The following is a 13099-nucleotide window of genomic DNA, read 5'->3' on the forward strand; positions in this document are numbered from 1 at the left end:
GTACTATTTTTTCTCTTCTTCGGCTACTTCGGCTCTGAGTATAGAGTCTTGAGCATTAGGGGTTACCCTATAGGCTTTAGGGTCGTTCTGAGGATTAGAGATATTAAAGCTAACCGTATCTTTATCGTGTTGGGGCTTGATATTCCCTACAAGCACTTTTTTTATCGATGCCAAATACTTCTCATTATTCTCTATCTCTTGCTGTAACGAATCTACTTTAAAAAGCAGTCCTAATGTTTCTCTTTTGTTTTCTACTGCCGTATAGCCCAAAATATACTGCCTCAAAGGCGAATAAATGATAAATACAGTAGTAAGAGTGATGAGTATAAAGGCAAAAAGCGAACCGAACACAAAAATGTTCATTCTACTAAGTTTAAACGATGTTTTTTCTTCAAAAGTACTATCGTCCATTACTACTAAGCGGTATTTACTTAGCCATTTTCGCTTCCAGTATTCTTTTTTTGATATCTTATTCACACTCATTACTACCTTATCTAAATACTAATTACTTGTTCTATTTGGGGTACAAATTCTTTTATAGTCATTTCTACCCCACTCTTTAGGGTCATTTGGTTTACGGCACAATTGGTGCAAGTACCCTCTAAGCGCACTTTCACTATTTTGTCATCTTCTATATCTACTAACGTAATGTCACCTCCGTCATTTTGCAGATACGGACGTATTTTGTCAAGGGCGTTTTTTACTTCTTCTCTTAATTCTTCTGAGGTCATTGATGTTTTTTATTAGTTATTACGATTTAGTACTCAGTTAAATCCAATTCTTCAGGATCATTTCTGTTGTCCCAGAAAGCAATAAAACGAATTTCTCCCCTACTCTCTATAATTTTGTAATAAATAGAAAAATTATGAAGCACTATTACTCTTCTTAATTCCTCGTCAACTATTTCAAAATCATATACTCTTTTTCCTATTCTTGGAGTTTGTTTAAGAAGGTTAGAAATCTTTTCAACTTCTGCTTCTATTTTATCACTATAAGACCTTGAAAAAGTCTTTTCCATCCAAAACAACAAAACATCTAAGAATTGCATTCGTGCTCTAGGTACCCATACAATTCTTAATTCAGCATCTTTTGTTCCCATTGGTTTATAATTCTCTTGGCTTCTCTCATCACTTCATCGTGAGGTATAAAAATACCTTCTTTTTCTTCTACTAAGCCTTCTTTTATAGCTTTTAGTGCTCCTTTTGATATTTTTTCAGTAGCACCTAAAATGGGAGAAATAGCTTTCTTTTGTGATTCAACAATCAGTGTGTCCATAATTGTGAATTATTAATTGTTAATTACTACAGCCTGCTGTATTGGTAATCCTGATAGCTTCAGAGGGGGGTAGATTTTCATTGCGCGCTACCACTTGTTTTACTACCTCTTGTGCTAATTGCTGAAAGGCTTTTGCTTGTATAGTGCCTTCTTGTAGCACTATAGGTCTGCCTGTGTCGCCTGACTCTCTGATACCTTGTACCAAAGGTATTTCTGCTAACAATGGCACATTTAGGTCAGTAGCGAGGTTCTTAGCGCCCTCTTTGCCAAAAATATAGTATTTATTATCTGGCAGTTCTTCAGGGGTGAAGTACGCCATATTCTCTACGATACCAAGTACCGGCACATTGATGTTTTCTTGTTGAAACATCGCTACCCCGCGTCTCGCATCAGCAAGAGCTATCTTCTGAGGGGTACTTACTATTACAGCGCCCGTAACAGGCAGTGCTTGCATAATGCTTAAGTGAATATCGCCTGTACCAGGAGGTAGGTCGATGAGGAGGAAATCTAACTCGCCCCAATGCGACTCGAATATCATTTGATTGAGGGCTTTTGATGCCATCGCTCCTCGCCATATCACTGCCTGATTGGCATTGGTAAAGAAGCCTATGGAGAGTATCTTCACTCCGTAGTTTTCGATAGGCTGTATAAACGATTTCCCTTCGATTACTACCGATTGAGGGCGCTCGCCTGCTACATCAAACATAATAGGGATAGAAGGACCATAAACATCGGCATCGAGTATCCCTACTTTAAAGCCCATTTTAGCTAATGAGGCTGCGAGGTTGGCCGTTACGGTGCTCTTACCTACGCCTCCTTTGCCTGAGGCTACCGCTATCACATTCTGAATACCTGGTATAGGTTTGCCTTTTATTTCAGGTGTTTCGGGTACGACTACTTTTACATTTACCACCACCTTTGCTTTTTCGTGCACCTCGCCGTGTATGGCTTTCATAATTTCTACTTCGGTGCGTTTTTTGGCTTGCATACTGGGGTTGTTGATAACCACATCTACTACCACCTCATCGCCAAAAACTACTATGTTTTGTACTGCCCCACTATCTACCATATTTGCCCCTTCACCTGGGGTAGTTATTTTCCTAAGGGCTTCTAATATATCTTTTTTATTAATATTCACTATGTTAATTTTTTAATTTATAAATTCGTAAATTAGCCTATTTGCTAATTCTCTGGATAATGCAGGTTTTCTGCGGTTAGTTTATAGAGCGTTTCTTCTAAATATTTTTTAGCCTCATACTTGGCTATTGGCAGGTTGTTGTTATAAAAGTTACCACACTCTAAGGCTGAAGCCCCTGGTATTTCGCCTTCAAAATCGGCGATGTACTCAAAGAGCTGTGTAATAAGAGGGGCGATATCTTCAGCACTATAGTCGCCGGCAATAATCAGGTAATTACCCGTCATACAACCCATAGGCCCCCAATAGATAATCTTGTCTTTCCACTCTGGGTTATTGCGCAACCAAGTAGCGGCAAGGTGTTCAATAGTGTGTATTTCAGCACTCCCAAGTACGGGTTCGCGGTACGGAAGTTTCATACGGATATCAAAAGAGGTAAGCGTTTCATTACCTACGTGATCTTTACGCGATACGTATATACCCCTATTAAGTTTCAAGTGGTCTATACAAAAACTGGCTATTCTTTCCATTAGTAATAAATGATATTTTTGCAAAGATATAAAATAATTAGCAAATTAACAAATTTGAAAAATTAGCCTATCTGCTAATTCACCCATTTGCTAATTTGCTAATTTATTGTTATTACAACGGTTTTACCAACTCTAAAAACCATTGTTTTACCTCGCCTTGTAGGTGCTTAGCTAACTTCTCTTCACAAGTTTTGTGATAAGCGTTTAGCCACTGTCTCTCTACATCGGTTAGAAGCGATACGTTGATACCCGATGGCATAAACGGACAAAGGGTGAGGGTTTCAAAATCGTAGAAAGTACCAAACTCATTGGTTATTACCTCGCGTACAGCTACCAAGTTTTCGTGTCGTATACCGTATTGATTTTCTAAATAGAAACCAGGTTCGTCAGAACATACCATTCCTTTGAGGAGCACCTGTGGATTTAGGTCTTTGCGGATATTCTGAGGCCCTTCGTGTACGTTCATAAAGCTACCTACTCCGTGCCCTGTGCCGTGTCCGTAGTCTTTGTGGTTTTTCCAAAGCGCCATACGTGCGTAGGCATCTAACTGCACCCCTCTGGTCCCTTTAGGGAATTGTACCATAGCCAACTGAATCATTCCTTTGAGCACCAAAGTACTGTCGTCAATAAACTGTTGTGATACTTTTCCTAACGGAATGGTACGGGTGATGTCGGTAGTACCCTCTAAATACTGTCCGCCAGAGTCTACCAATATACTGCCCTCAGCGTGTACCTCTTTGCTGCCGTGCTCTGGAGCCGAATAGTGCACTATAGCCCCATTGCCCTGATAACCGATGATACTGCCGAAACTTTCGCCTACAAAGTTAGCGCCAGCAGCACGGAACTCGCGAAGTTTCTTGCCGATGCTATACTCCGTCATTGGCTCTTTACCTACTTGGTGAGTAAGCCAATAAAGGAAGTTTACCATTGCTACCCCATCGCGCTCCATCACAGTGCGGAAACCTGCTAATTCGGTCTCATTTTTCACCGCTTTCATCAGATTGCCAGGTGCTGGTGCTTGTACTATGTGGTTGTCTTTCTGCAATGCTTCAAAAATAGCTTGATTGGTATTAGCTGCCAAAAGTATATTCTGACCTTTTACGGTAGAAAGATAGTCGTAAAATGCGTCGTAGTCGCAGATGGCCACTTGCGCTTTAGCCAAATGCGCTTCTACCTCTGGGGTTAGCTTTGCCTTATCTACGAAAAGGGTCGCCTCTTTATCAGTTAGCGCTATATAGCCCAAAAACACAGGATTATAAGCCACATCGCTACCGCGTAGGTTGAGTGTCCAAGCCACATCGTCGAGAGCGGTAATAAGGTGTAATTGTGTGCGTTTTGCCGCCATAGCCTCTCTGATAGCTTTAAGCTTATCGGCTACCGTTTGTCCAGCCCACTTATCGGGGTGCACAAAAATGTGGTGTAAAGGGTCTTTTTCGCGGTTTGTCCAAATAGTATCGAGCAGTGGCTTGTGTACCAATTTGAGTCCGTTAGCATTTAGGGTAGCTTGTAGCTTTTCCCACGCTACGTGCGAAGTTGCCAAGGCATTAACCGCTACGGTTGCTCCTTGAGGGAGTACTGACACTAACCAATCAGCATAGTCGGGCGTCCCTTCTACCCCATCTTTAAAAAGGTCGATACCTGAGCCTTTTAGCTCTATAGCCGACTGCACGAAGTAGCGCGAGTCTGTCCATAATCCTGCCTTGTCGTCAGTAATCACTACGAAGCCCGCAGAGCCAGTAAATCCTGATAGCCAAGCGCGTTCGAGCCATTCTTTAGGCAAATACTCACTAAGGTGAGGGTCGGCGCTATACACTACGAAAGCACCGATATTGTTTTCTTGCATTTTAGAGCGCAAGAGGGCTAATTTTTCAACTGTATTCATCGTTTATAGTTTTGTAAATTCATCGTTATTTAGTAACCACTGTAGTTAATACTAAAATTTAGGCAATCCAGCCGTTCTTAGCACTTCATTAGCTCGAGCCAATTTTTCAGGGAAAAGTACCTTGCCTGCATATTGATCTAATAAAGGGTCTGGTTCTAAAAGCACATAATGAGGTGTTACCTTTATTACTTTAGGTTTTTTAGGTTGCTCTGGATTCTCTTTTATCTGTTTTTTTTCTACACTCATAATCATTATTTTTTACGTTTTACTACAAACCCTTGATAATCGACAGAAGGATTAAATTCTTCCCACTCTCCATTTAATAAACATCTCAGGTCAAAATCTTCATTAATAGCTGACAAATATTTAACAATATTTATTCTGTATAGTCTTGTTCTTGCAGGAGTACTTCCTTCAGCATATATCCACGCCTCAGGAAAGCGGTCAGTAAAAGAATAAACTGCGGCGACAATAGTAGCAAGTACTTTCTCCATATCACCATTATTAGAAACTACTTTATCATCTATTTCACCTGTGATAGGGTCTTTATCACCAAAAGCCAAATTATAAAAATCTTTCAGATTAGTATACTGAAAGTCTATCATTTTCTGAATACTTCCTTTAGTTCCCACACTTGTAAACTCATATATAAATACGGTTTCACCGGTTCTTATATCATATTTAGGTAAGTTCATTGGTTATGTTAATCTTAATTCATCATTATTTAGCAAACACCGCTAGGGCAATCGTAACGGCTATTGCTAATACTGAGCCTACAATCCCTAATACCCAATAGATAGTTTTGATTTCGGTTCTAAGGGTTTGAAACTGTAGCTCGTAGGCTTCTTTCAACTGCTGCGTCATCATTTTGTTTGCCTCAGTTGATTTTTCTATTGCAAATATTAAATCTTTCATATCGTCATTCATTTTTATTTCTATAATCCGCAATAAGGCATCTCGCTGCTCCTGCGGAATACGTTCTGTTATTTGAGTAAAGTTGGCAATGTCCATTTCAATTCAAAATTTTATATTTATCAAATTGCCCCGCAAAGTTACAATATATTTTTCTAAAAAGCAAAAAAAAACTTTGCTAAAGAATTTCCTTAGCAAAGTTTTTAGCACGGGTGGAGGGATTCGAACCCCCATCAACGGTTTTGGAGACCGCTATTCTACCCTTGAACTACACCCGTATTTTTAAAAAAGTTTTGAGAGAGAAGCCTCTCAAAACTTTTTAATGTTTAATCTATTTATTAACTTAATTAGTCAAGAATTTCAGTTACCTGACCAGCACCTACGGTACGACCACCTTCGCGGATAGCGAAACGAAGACCTACGTTCAATGCAATTGGTTGTAACAATTCTACTTCGATAGTTACGTTATCACCTGGCATAACCATTTCTACACCTGGTTGTAGGTGGATAGTACCTGTTACGTCAGTTGTACGTACGTAGAATTGAGGACGATAGTTGTTGTGGAATGGAGTGTGACGTCCACCTTCTTCTTTAGAAAGGATATACACCTCAGCTTTGAATTTAGCGTGTGGAGTAACAGATCCTGGTTTGCAGATTACCATACCACGTTTGATATCTTTTTTGTCAATACCGCGAAGTAGTAGACCTACGTTGTCACCAGCTTCACCACGGTCAAGGATTTTGCGGAACATTTCAACCCCAGTAATAGTAGAGGTTAATTTATCAGCGCCCATACCGATGATTTCAACAGCTTCACCTGTTTTAGCTACACCAGTTTCGATACGACCAGTAGCAACGGTACCACGACCAGTAATAGTGAAGACGTCTTCGATAGGCATCAAGAATGGTTTATCTACGTCACGAGTTGGAAGTTCGATCCATTTATCTACAGCGTCCATAAGGGCAAGAACGGTATCAACCCATTTCTTTTCGCCGTTAAGAGCACCAAGAGCTGAACCTTGGATGATAGGAGTGTTATCTCCGTCATATTGATATGAGCTCAATAGTTCGCGCATTTCAAGTTCTACAAGCTCTAAAAGCTCTGGGTCATCCACCATATCCACTTTGTTCATAAACACAACGATACGAGGAATACCTACTTGGCGACCTAGAAGGATGTGCTCACGAGTTTGAGGCATAGGCCCGTCAGTTGCAGCAACCACAAGGATTGCACCGTCCATTTGCGCAGCACCAGTAATCATATTCTTTACATAGTCGGCGTGGCCAGGACAGTCTACGTGTGCGTAGTGACGAGTAGCAGTTTGGTACTCTACGTGTGAAGTATTGATGGTAATACCACGTTCTTTTTCTTCTGGAGCGTTATCGATTGAATCGAAGCTACGAACTTCTGAAAGACCAGCATCAGCTAAAACTTTGGTAATAGCAGCTGTTAAAGTTGTTTTACCGTGATCCACGTGTCCAATAGTACCAATATTCAAGTGGGGTTTTGAACGATCAAATGTTTCTTTTGCCATTTTAAATAAATTTTAAATCTTAGTTATATAAATGAGTGTTTGATGTGTGTACAAAGGTAAAATGAGCTGATGACGAGATTTGAACTCGTGACCTCTTCCTTACCAAGGAAGTGCTCTACCCCTGAGCTACATCAGCATACCAAAAAAGAGCGGGAGACGAGGTTCGAACTCGCGACATTCAGCTTGGAAGGCTGACGCTCTACCAACTGAGCTACTCCCGCAAAAAAATATAAATATTATGTACATTTTAGTGGGGAGAACAGGATTCGAACCTGTGAAGGTATAACCAGCAGATTTACAGTCTGCCCTCGTTGGCCGCTTGAGTATCTCCCCTCAATTAACATTTTAAACCTATTAAATAATGAACTTTTCTTGAGCCGGCAGAGGGATTCGAACCCACGACCCCGAGATTACAAATCACGTGCTCTGGCCAACTGAGCTATGCCGGCGGTATAGTACCTTTGTTACAGAGTGCAAAAGTATAACCTTTTTTTTAACTACCAAAATTTTTAGTAGTTTTTTTTATTATTTTTTTTCTATTTATTTACAATCTATTGATTATCAATACCTATCACCTACACCCTAACTGCTAATTCTTAATACTGTTCAAGCACTGCTATGCGCTTTTCTATAGGCGGGTGGGTAGCAAAGAGGGCAAAGAAACCCTCAGCTTTATAATCAATAAAGAGCTCTTTTACCTCATCATTCTGTACCTCCTCAAGGGTAGAGTGCCCTGAAATCTTCCGTAGGGCACTGGCCAGTGCCAATGAATTATGGGTCATCTCTACAGCTCCTGCATCGGCCATATACTCCCTGCTGCGCGAAAGTGCCAACTTGAAGAGTATCGACAGGAAATAAACAACAGCTGCCACAATAATTACTACCACCATTATAAGGGCGCCGCCTCCTTTGTCGTCTTTTCTTCTCGACGAAGAAAATGAGGAGTTGATAACACTGCGGAAAGCTATATCGGCAATAGCGGCAAAGATACCCACAAACACAATAGTAACGATAAGCAAGCGCACATCGCGGTTGCGAATATGGGTAAGCTCGTGGGCTATCACCCCTTCGAGCTCTTCATCAGTAAGTCGGTTGATAATACCTCTGGTAAGGGTAACGGCATACGTTTGCTGATTGATACCCGAAGCAAAGGCGTTGAGTGCGTCTGTTTCGATAATGTAGAGCTTAGGCATCGTCATCCCGACGCTCATACACAAGTTTTCGGTAAGGTTGTACACCCGCATATTGTCGCGCCGCTGTAAGGGCTGAGAGTGGGTAGCGGCTTGTATCATTTGCGTATTGAAAAAATACGAAATAACAAACCATATCGCTACTCCCACCACAACAAGAGGGGCTACCGAAATAAATTCGGCATTTGCCCGTTCGAAGTCTTTTAGAGTGATAAACCACAGCACTATATAGGTGCCCGCTAACAATAGTAGAGGGAAAGCTAACAAATACAAGATTGACTTTGTATTGTTAAGAGCAATTTGCTGTCGAATGCCACGATACTTCATAAAGGCTTCGCTATTTATTTGAACGAAATTTCTGGTGCTTTATCGAGCTGCTGACGCTGTTCGGTGCCTAAATCAAAGAAAGGCTGAACGGTCATCTGTTTGAAACCTGCTACTATATTAGTAGGTATTGACTGAATAGCGGTGTTGAGTTCTTTGGTAGTAGAATTGAAATAACGGCGTACAGAAGCCAATTTGTTTTCGATGTCGGCTATCTCTTGCTGCAAGTGCATAAAGTTGGTGTTAGCTTTCAGGTCGGGATAGGCTTCTACTTGTATGTTGAAAGCCCCCATAGCCGATGATAGTTCTTTTTCAGCAGCTATTTTGCTATTGATGTCAGTCGCACTAATAGCACGGCTGCGCGCTTGGGTCACGCGGGTAAGTACCTCTGCTTCGTGGTCCATATATCCTTTTACGGCAGCAACCAACTGAGGGATAAGGTCGTAGCGTTGCTTTAGCTGCACGTCTATATCAGCAAAAGCGTTTTCTCTGTTATTAGCTAAAGCCACTAAGCGGTTGTTGGTGCTGATGTACCAAACTACCACTATTACTATAAGAGCGATAACAATAATAAGTGCTGTCATATTTTTATGTTTTTTTTTATAAATTTTAAAATATTTATTGAGGTGTCTATTTAGCTACATACTAATTGAGTTTGGGAAACGGGAGAACGTTCTACAATTCTTTTCATTAATTTGTTAAAGATAGTGTCTTTATTTTGTGAGCGATTAATTCTAAAACTGTATTCCGCTAAATAGCAGTCTATGTTAAATTCTGATACCCAAGAATATATATCTCATAGCTTCTACCTTGTTTTCCTTCCTCTTTTCCTCCTATGGTAAATTCATCAACCTGCACTCTATCATTCATTTTGTGCGATTCATGAGTAGATTGTTCATTGTTCTATCTTGTTTATTTGTTTTGCAAAGGTAAGGGTTTTTTATTTAAGGTTTATAGTCTTCCCAGCCATATTTTTTATATTCAGGAGCAGGAGAAAATTCAGCTGCACCTATATCTAAGTCTCCTGAGCAAGGAATTCGACAAATGCCCCAATTAGCTACTTTTTTAACTCCTGTCTTATAACTTGTCCAAGTCCCTACAAATTGGTTGTTTCTATAGTCATCTGAATATTCTTCAATATCATCAAATAAAAACACTCCTTTATTGTTAATATACCATCTTAATAAAACCTTTCCTTCAAAGATACCCGTAGCTGATAATTTTTTATCTTCTCTAAAATGATAATCTGCAATGATAATTCCTTGTGATTTTATTTTCCCCACCATATCATCCTCTAAACCTTTAGAATGCTCTGCAAAAAAATATATATGTTTGATTTTTATATCTCCTTCAAACAATCTTACATTTTTACCAACTTTTGTTTTCCCTTTTGCTATATAAAGACTATCATTTGTTGTTGATTTTTCTATTTTTAGAAAATTAATCTCTAATCTTCTTTTAATCTTTATATCAATAAACCCAATATAAGGAATAACCTCAATATAAGGAAAAGATGGTTTAGAGAGCATTGAACTTATATTAATGTTCCCTAAATCAAGTCTTCCTTTGCTATTAAAACCGCCATTTAAATAGCCAATCTCTTCCTTAATAAAATCTTCAAAATCACAATGTTCTTGTGCATTAGATATGGTATCAGATATGGTATCAGATTCGATACTTAATAATTCATTTTGTGGATCTTTTTCAGTGTTATTATTAACAACATTTTCACAAGAACTCACTGTCCCTATTAAAAATAAACTAATAAGTAATAATTTCATATGTTGGCTTATATTTTGTTTTGCAAAGGTAAGGTTTTTTTAAGATATTTATGCAATATAAAATAGAATTTACCTTTGTGTTATTATTTTTATTCCATTAGCTTAATGATCAAAAAATTTAATTGAGGCGTCAAAGTATTTTCAGAGTGCAAATATATGAAATTATTTAGACACCTCAATCCTATTATTTACTTTGTAAAACTTTTACTCTATAAATTAACTTTCCCAGTCAATAGCAAGGATTTCCCCATTTAGGTGATACTTCACAGCAAGGATTTCATCAGTTTCCTCTGGGCGTATCATATAGTTGACAATTACCTCGCCTATTGATCTTTCACAAATGGTATACCACAGTTCAATAGTTTCTACCTTCATTTCTCATCGAAACCACACCTCTCACCGTGATTTGAGCCTTTACAGAAAGCCCTATCACTAAACTGAATAATACAAATACTTTTTTTATTACTCATTCTTTTTCTGAAAAAAACCTATATACTAATAGTTGGAGAATAAAAATCCTCCGTTGGGAAGAACTCCTTCTTTGTTTTCGAATCTTGGAGCTTAATGATATTTTTCTTGTCCTTATCTAAAAAAATCTTAAAAATTTGCTTTTCTTTCGTTTCATCATTTGTTAGTTCTACATTATCGCCAACAATTTTAACGGATTCAGAAATCCATGGATAATCCACTAAATCAAAATAATGTGTACGAGGGGTAAGGTTTTTATCCAATTTAGTTCCTTTTTCTACAGAGTAAATTACTTTCAGAGCAGAAATATCAGGTTGCTTTTTATAAGGTCTTAATTCTTTATCCGACTGAAATTCAAGATAGATTTTATAAATCATCCTGTCTTCATTAGCGATAATAATAGAATCCTTTACTTCCATTTTCCATTGAAAAGCAAGCATCATATTATCTTCAAAAATCCTTCGGTAAGGAGATTTTTGCACTTTTTGTTTGGTAATTTTTTCAGGTGGTGGAGGAATAGATTTTTTCTTATTTTGTCCAAAAGCCACAAAGTGAGCTGCCACCATGACAATTAAAAGTAATTTTTTCATATTAATTAGATTTTATAAAGGTTTGTTTTTCAGCTAAATGATAGTAAGCCAACATTTTATAGTATAATTTTGCTGCTAAAAATGCGGTAGGTTTTGCCATTGGCGAATCCATTAGCTCTACAATATCAAAACCAACAACAGGGTTCCTCTGCCTCTTTTTTTGTGCGTTTAGCAACTTTAGGCAACTCTATTTTTACATACGGCAAAGTCTGCACAAACTCTAAAAAAGATTGCGCAAACTCACTATTATTATCTACTTTAAGGACAGTTGTATTCATAATTAAGAATTAATGAGTGCCTCTCTCCAGTGTCTTACCTCATAGGCAAAGTCGGTTTTGAGCTTGGCTTTGTCGAGGACTGAATAAGGAGGACGCGTTACTTTGCTGGGGAATTCACTTGAGCGACAAGGCAGTACCTTGCAAGCATTGCCTGCTTGGGCTACAATTTCGGTAGCGAAATCATACCAAGAGCAGACCCCTTCGTTAGAAAAATGATACACCTCGCGCTTGCCTTTATACAAGGCGTTTTCGATAACATACACCACAAAAGCGGCTAAGTCGGCAGCATTGGTGGGCGAGCCTACTTGGTCGAATACGACCTTTAGCTCGTTGCGCTCGCGGCTGAGTCGCTGTATGGTTTTTACAAAATTATGACCGAACTGCAGCGAGTACAACCACGCAGTACGTATGATAAGATGCTCAATACCAGCCTGCTGTATAGCCTGCTCTCCTGCTAATTTGGTACGACCATATACCCCCAACGGACAAGTGTTATCGGCTTCGGTATAGGGCGTATTGCCATTGCCTCCGAACACATAGTCGGTGGAGATATGAATAAGAGGAATAGAAACCTCAGCGCATACGGTCGCCAGATGGGCTACAGCCGTGTGGTTGATGCTTTCAGCCACAGCCGTATCGTCTTCAGCTTTGTCTACATTGGTGTAAGCGGCGCAATTCACTATCAGTCCGATGTGATTTTGGTGTACAAAAGAGCGTATCTCGTCTATTTGGGTAATATCGAGAACGTCTGCATCGGTGAAAAAATAGCGTGCTTTGCGGTCGGCGTTAGCTTTTATTTCGGAGCCTAACTGACCGTTAGCTCCTGTTACTAATACGTGCATCAGTAATAGGGGGGCTAACGGATTAATAACTAAAACTAAAAGCGTTAGCGCCTACAGCAGCATACTTGTTAGCCAAACGCGCTACATCGCCTTTGTATTTTTCAGGTACACCAGCAGCAAAGGTGCCATACATTTGCGCAAATTTTTGCTTTAAATCAGGAGTTATTTCGATATTGAAATTCTCCATATAAAGGATTTGCTCTACTACTTTTACAAATTCTTCCATAATACTTAACTTATTAAATGATTACTATATAATTTAGTCGATTTGCCGATTAGTCGATTTGCCGATTGGTAAACTATCTAATTGTCTCATTTTCCGGTGGCAAAGGTACAAATAAATTTTGAAATAGCAAT

The 13099-nt window shown here is 39.1% G+C and carries 18 protein-coding genes, 5 tRNA genes and 1 pseudogene; all 24 read right to left on the reverse strand.

Annotated elements, in window-relative coordinates; all coding sequences use genetic code 11:
* Nucleotides 1–3: 3 nt before the first annotated feature.
* The 24 genes and pseudogenes from FOC45_RS10935 to FOC45_RS11055 all read right to left on the reverse strand — a co-directional run bounded on the left by FOC45_RS10935 (nt 4) and on the right by FOC45_RS11055 (nt 12968).
* Complete coding sequence (locus FOC45_RS10935; protein ID WP_009390220.1) at nt 4–483, reverse strand: hypothetical protein; 480 nt, start codon at nt 481–483, stop codon at nt 4–6.
* An 11-nt stretch (nt 484–494) separates the two neighbouring features.
* Nucleotides 495–731, reverse strand: coding sequence for a NifU family protein (locus tag FOC45_RS10940; protein WP_009390218.1), 237 nt, complete (start codon nt 729–731; stop codon nt 495–497).
* Nucleotides 732–757: 26 nt separating this feature from the next.
* Nucleotides 758–1099, reverse strand: a complete 342-nt coding sequence (locus FOC45_RS10945; RefSeq protein WP_009390216.1) for a hypothetical protein — start codon at nt 1097–1099, stop codon at nt 758–760.
* Nucleotides 1075–1275 carry a hypothetical protein gene (locus tag FOC45_RS10950; RefSeq protein ID WP_009390214.1) on the reverse strand — a complete coding sequence of 67 codons (201 nt, stop codon included), beginning with the start codon at nt 1273–1275 and terminating at the stop codon, nt 1075–1077. Before FOC45_RS10950 ends, FOC45_RS10945 begins: the two co-directional genes overlap by 25 nt.
* A gap of 19 nt (nt 1276–1294) precedes the next feature.
* Nucleotides 1295–2413 (reverse strand): Mrp/NBP35 family ATP-binding protein, encoded by a 1119-nt coding sequence (locus tag FOC45_RS10955; RefSeq protein WP_009390212.1) that lies wholly within the window; start codon nt 2411–2413, stop codon nt 1295–1297.
* Nucleotides 2414–2457: 44 nt separating this feature from the next.
* The gene (locus FOC45_RS10960) at nt 2458–2940 is read right to left on the reverse strand and encodes an S-ribosylhomocysteine lyase (protein WP_009390210.1); all 483 of its coding nucleotides are present in this window, start codon (nt 2938–2940) and stop codon (nt 2458–2460) included.
* Between the two features lie 112 nt (nt 2941–3052).
* Complete coding sequence (locus tag FOC45_RS10965; protein ID WP_009390209.1) at nt 3053–4822, reverse strand: aminopeptidase P family protein; 1770 nt, start codon at nt 4820–4822, stop codon at nt 3053–3055.
* Nucleotides 4823–4873: 51 nt separating this feature from the next.
* Entirely contained in the window at nt 4874–5068 is a 195-nt protein-coding gene (locus FOC45_RS10970) for a hypothetical protein (protein ID WP_034540169.1), read from the reverse strand.
* A gap of 5 nt (nt 5069–5073) precedes the next feature.
* On the reverse strand, nt 5074–5517 hold the full coding sequence (locus FOC45_RS10975) for a hypothetical protein (protein WP_009390207.1): 444 nt from the start codon (nt 5515–5517) through the stop codon (nt 5074–5076).
* A 25-nt stretch (nt 5518–5542) separates the two neighbouring features.
* Nucleotides 5543–5833, reverse strand: coding sequence for a hypothetical protein (locus FOC45_RS10980; RefSeq protein WP_009390206.1), 291 nt, complete (start codon nt 5831–5833; stop codon nt 5543–5545).
* A 108-nt stretch (nt 5834–5941) separates the two neighbouring features.
* Nucleotides 5942–6012 (reverse strand) — tRNA-Trp (locus FOC45_RS10985).
* Between the two features lie 69 nt (nt 6013–6081).
* Nucleotides 6082–7269 carry an elongation factor Tu gene (gene tuf / locus FOC45_RS10990; protein WP_009390204.1) on the reverse strand — a complete coding sequence of 396 codons (1188 nt, stop codon included), beginning with the start codon at nt 7267–7269 and terminating at the stop codon, nt 6082–6084.
* Nucleotides 7270–7333: 64 nt separating this feature from the next.
* Nucleotides 7334–7405, reverse strand: a tRNA-Thr gene (locus FOC45_RS10995).
* Nucleotides 7406–7417: 12 nt separating this feature from the next.
* Nucleotides 7418–7490 (reverse strand) — tRNA-Gly (locus FOC45_RS11000).
* Between the two features lie 30 nt (nt 7491–7520).
* Nucleotides 7521–7602: transfer RNA gene (locus tag FOC45_RS11005), tRNA-Tyr, on the reverse strand.
* A 42-nt stretch (nt 7603–7644) separates the two neighbouring features.
* Nucleotides 7645–7718 (reverse strand) — tRNA-Thr (locus FOC45_RS11010).
* Nucleotides 7719–7865: 147 nt separating this feature from the next.
* Complete coding sequence (locus FOC45_RS11015) at nt 7866–8786, reverse strand: M48 family metallopeptidase (RefSeq protein WP_009390203.1); 921 nt, start codon at nt 8784–8786, stop codon at nt 7866–7868.
* 14 nt (nt 8787–8800) lie between these two features.
* Nucleotides 8801–9367: a LemA family protein gene (locus FOC45_RS11020; protein WP_009390202.1), complete on the reverse strand. Its 567-nt coding sequence runs from the start codon at nt 9365–9367 to the stop codon at nt 8801–8803.
* A gap of 50 nt (nt 9368–9417) precedes the next feature.
* Nucleotides 9418–9665, reverse strand: a pseudogene (locus FOC45_RS11025) (hypothetical protein); the annotation flags it as partial.
* Between the two features lie 62 nt (nt 9666–9727).
* The gene (locus tag FOC45_RS11030) at nt 9728–10564 is read right to left on the reverse strand and encodes a hypothetical protein (RefSeq protein ID WP_009390195.1); all 837 of its coding nucleotides are present in this window, start codon (nt 10562–10564) and stop codon (nt 9728–9730) included.
* Nucleotides 10565–10780: 216 nt separating this feature from the next.
* Nucleotides 10781–10939: a DUF2004 domain-containing protein gene (locus FOC45_RS11035; RefSeq protein WP_009390193.1), complete on the reverse strand. Its 159-nt coding sequence runs from the start codon at nt 10937–10939 to the stop codon at nt 10781–10783.
* A gap of 113 nt (nt 10940–11052) precedes the next feature.
* A complete protein-coding gene (locus FOC45_RS11040) occupies nt 11053–11622 on the reverse strand; it encodes a hypothetical protein (protein ID WP_009390191.1) in 570 nt (189 codons plus the stop codon).
* Nucleotides 11623–11902: 280 nt separating this feature from the next.
* A complete protein-coding gene (gene rfbD / locus FOC45_RS11050; RefSeq protein WP_009390187.1) occupies nt 11903–12742 on the reverse strand; it encodes a dTDP-4-dehydrorhamnose reductase in 840 nt (279 codons plus the stop codon).
* Nucleotides 12743–12764: 22 nt separating this feature from the next.
* A complete protein-coding gene (locus tag FOC45_RS11055) occupies nt 12765–12968 on the reverse strand; it encodes a hypothetical protein (protein ID WP_009390185.1) in 204 nt (67 codons plus the stop codon).
* Nucleotides 12969–13099 lie beyond the last annotated feature (131 nt).

Source organism: Capnocytophaga sp. FDAARGOS_737 (genome assembly GCF_009730375.1).
Classification (GTDB): Bacteria; Bacteroidota; Bacteroidia; order Flavobacteriales; family Flavobacteriaceae; genus Capnocytophaga; species Capnocytophaga leadbetteri.

What these genes read in the sequence shown, in the direction of transcription:
- FOC45_RS10935 (WP_009390220.1), bottom strand. Translation starts at nt 483, where the DNA reads ATGAGTGTGAATAAGATATCAAAAAAAGAATACTGGAAGCGAAAATGG.
- FOC45_RS10940 (WP_009390218.1), bottom strand. Translation starts at nt 731, where the DNA reads ATGACCTCAGAAGAATTAAGAGAAGAAGTAAAAAACGCCCTTGACAAA.
- FOC45_RS10945 (WP_009390216.1), bottom strand. Translation starts at nt 1,099, where the DNA reads ATGGGAACAAAAGATGCTGAATTAAGAATTGTATGGGTACCTAGAGCA.
- FOC45_RS10950 (WP_009390214.1), bottom strand. Translation starts at nt 1,275, where the DNA reads ATGGACACACTGATTGTTGAATCACAAAAGAAAGCTATTTCTCCCATT.
- FOC45_RS10960 (WP_009390210.1), bottom strand. Translation starts at nt 2,940, where the DNA reads ATGGAAAGAATAGCCAGTTTTTGTATAGACCACTTGAAACTTAATAGG.
- FOC45_RS10965 (WP_009390209.1), bottom strand. Translation starts at nt 4,822, where the DNA reads ATGAATACAGTTGAAAAATTAGCCCTCTTGCGCTCTAAAATGCAAGAA.
- FOC45_RS10970 (WP_034540169.1), bottom strand. Translation starts at nt 5,068, where the DNA reads ATGAGTGTAGAAAAAAAACAGATAAAAGAGAATCCAGAGCAACCTAAA.
- FOC45_RS10975 (WP_009390207.1), bottom strand. Translation starts at nt 5,517, where the DNA reads ATGAACTTACCTAAATATGATATAAGAACCGGTGAAACCGTATTTATA.
- FOC45_RS10980 (WP_009390206.1), bottom strand. Translation starts at nt 5,833, where the DNA reads ATGGACATTGCCAACTTTACTCAAATAACAGAACGTATTCCGCAGGAG.
- tuf (WP_009390204.1), bottom strand. Translation starts at nt 7,269, where the DNA reads ATGGCAAAAGAAACATTTGATCGTTCAAAACCCCACTTGAATATTGGT.
- FOC45_RS11015 (WP_009390203.1), bottom strand. Translation starts at nt 8,786, where the DNA reads ATGAAGTATCGTGGCATTCGACAGCAAATTGCTCTTAACAATACAAAG.
- FOC45_RS11020 (WP_009390202.1), bottom strand. Translation starts at nt 9,367, where the DNA reads ATGACAGCACTTATTATTGTTATCGCTCTTATAGTAATAGTGGTAGTT.
- FOC45_RS11030 (WP_009390195.1), bottom strand. Translation starts at nt 10,564, where the DNA reads ATGAAATTATTACTTATTAGTTTATTTTTAATAGGGACAGTGAGTTCT.
- FOC45_RS11035 (WP_009390193.1), bottom strand. Translation starts at nt 10,939, where the DNA reads ATGAAGGTAGAAACTATTGAACTGTGGTATACCATTTGTGAAAGATCA.
- FOC45_RS11040 (WP_009390191.1), bottom strand. Translation starts at nt 11,622, where the DNA reads ATGAAAAAATTACTTTTAATTGTCATGGTGGCAGCTCACTTTGTGGCT.
- rfbD (WP_009390187.1), bottom strand. Translation starts at nt 12,742, where the DNA reads ATGCACGTATTAGTAACAGGAGCTAACGGTCAGTTAGGCTCCGAAATA.
- FOC45_RS11055 (WP_009390185.1), bottom strand. Translation starts at nt 12,968, where the DNA reads ATGGAAGAATTTGTAAAAGTAGTAGAGCAAATCCTTTATATGGAGAAT.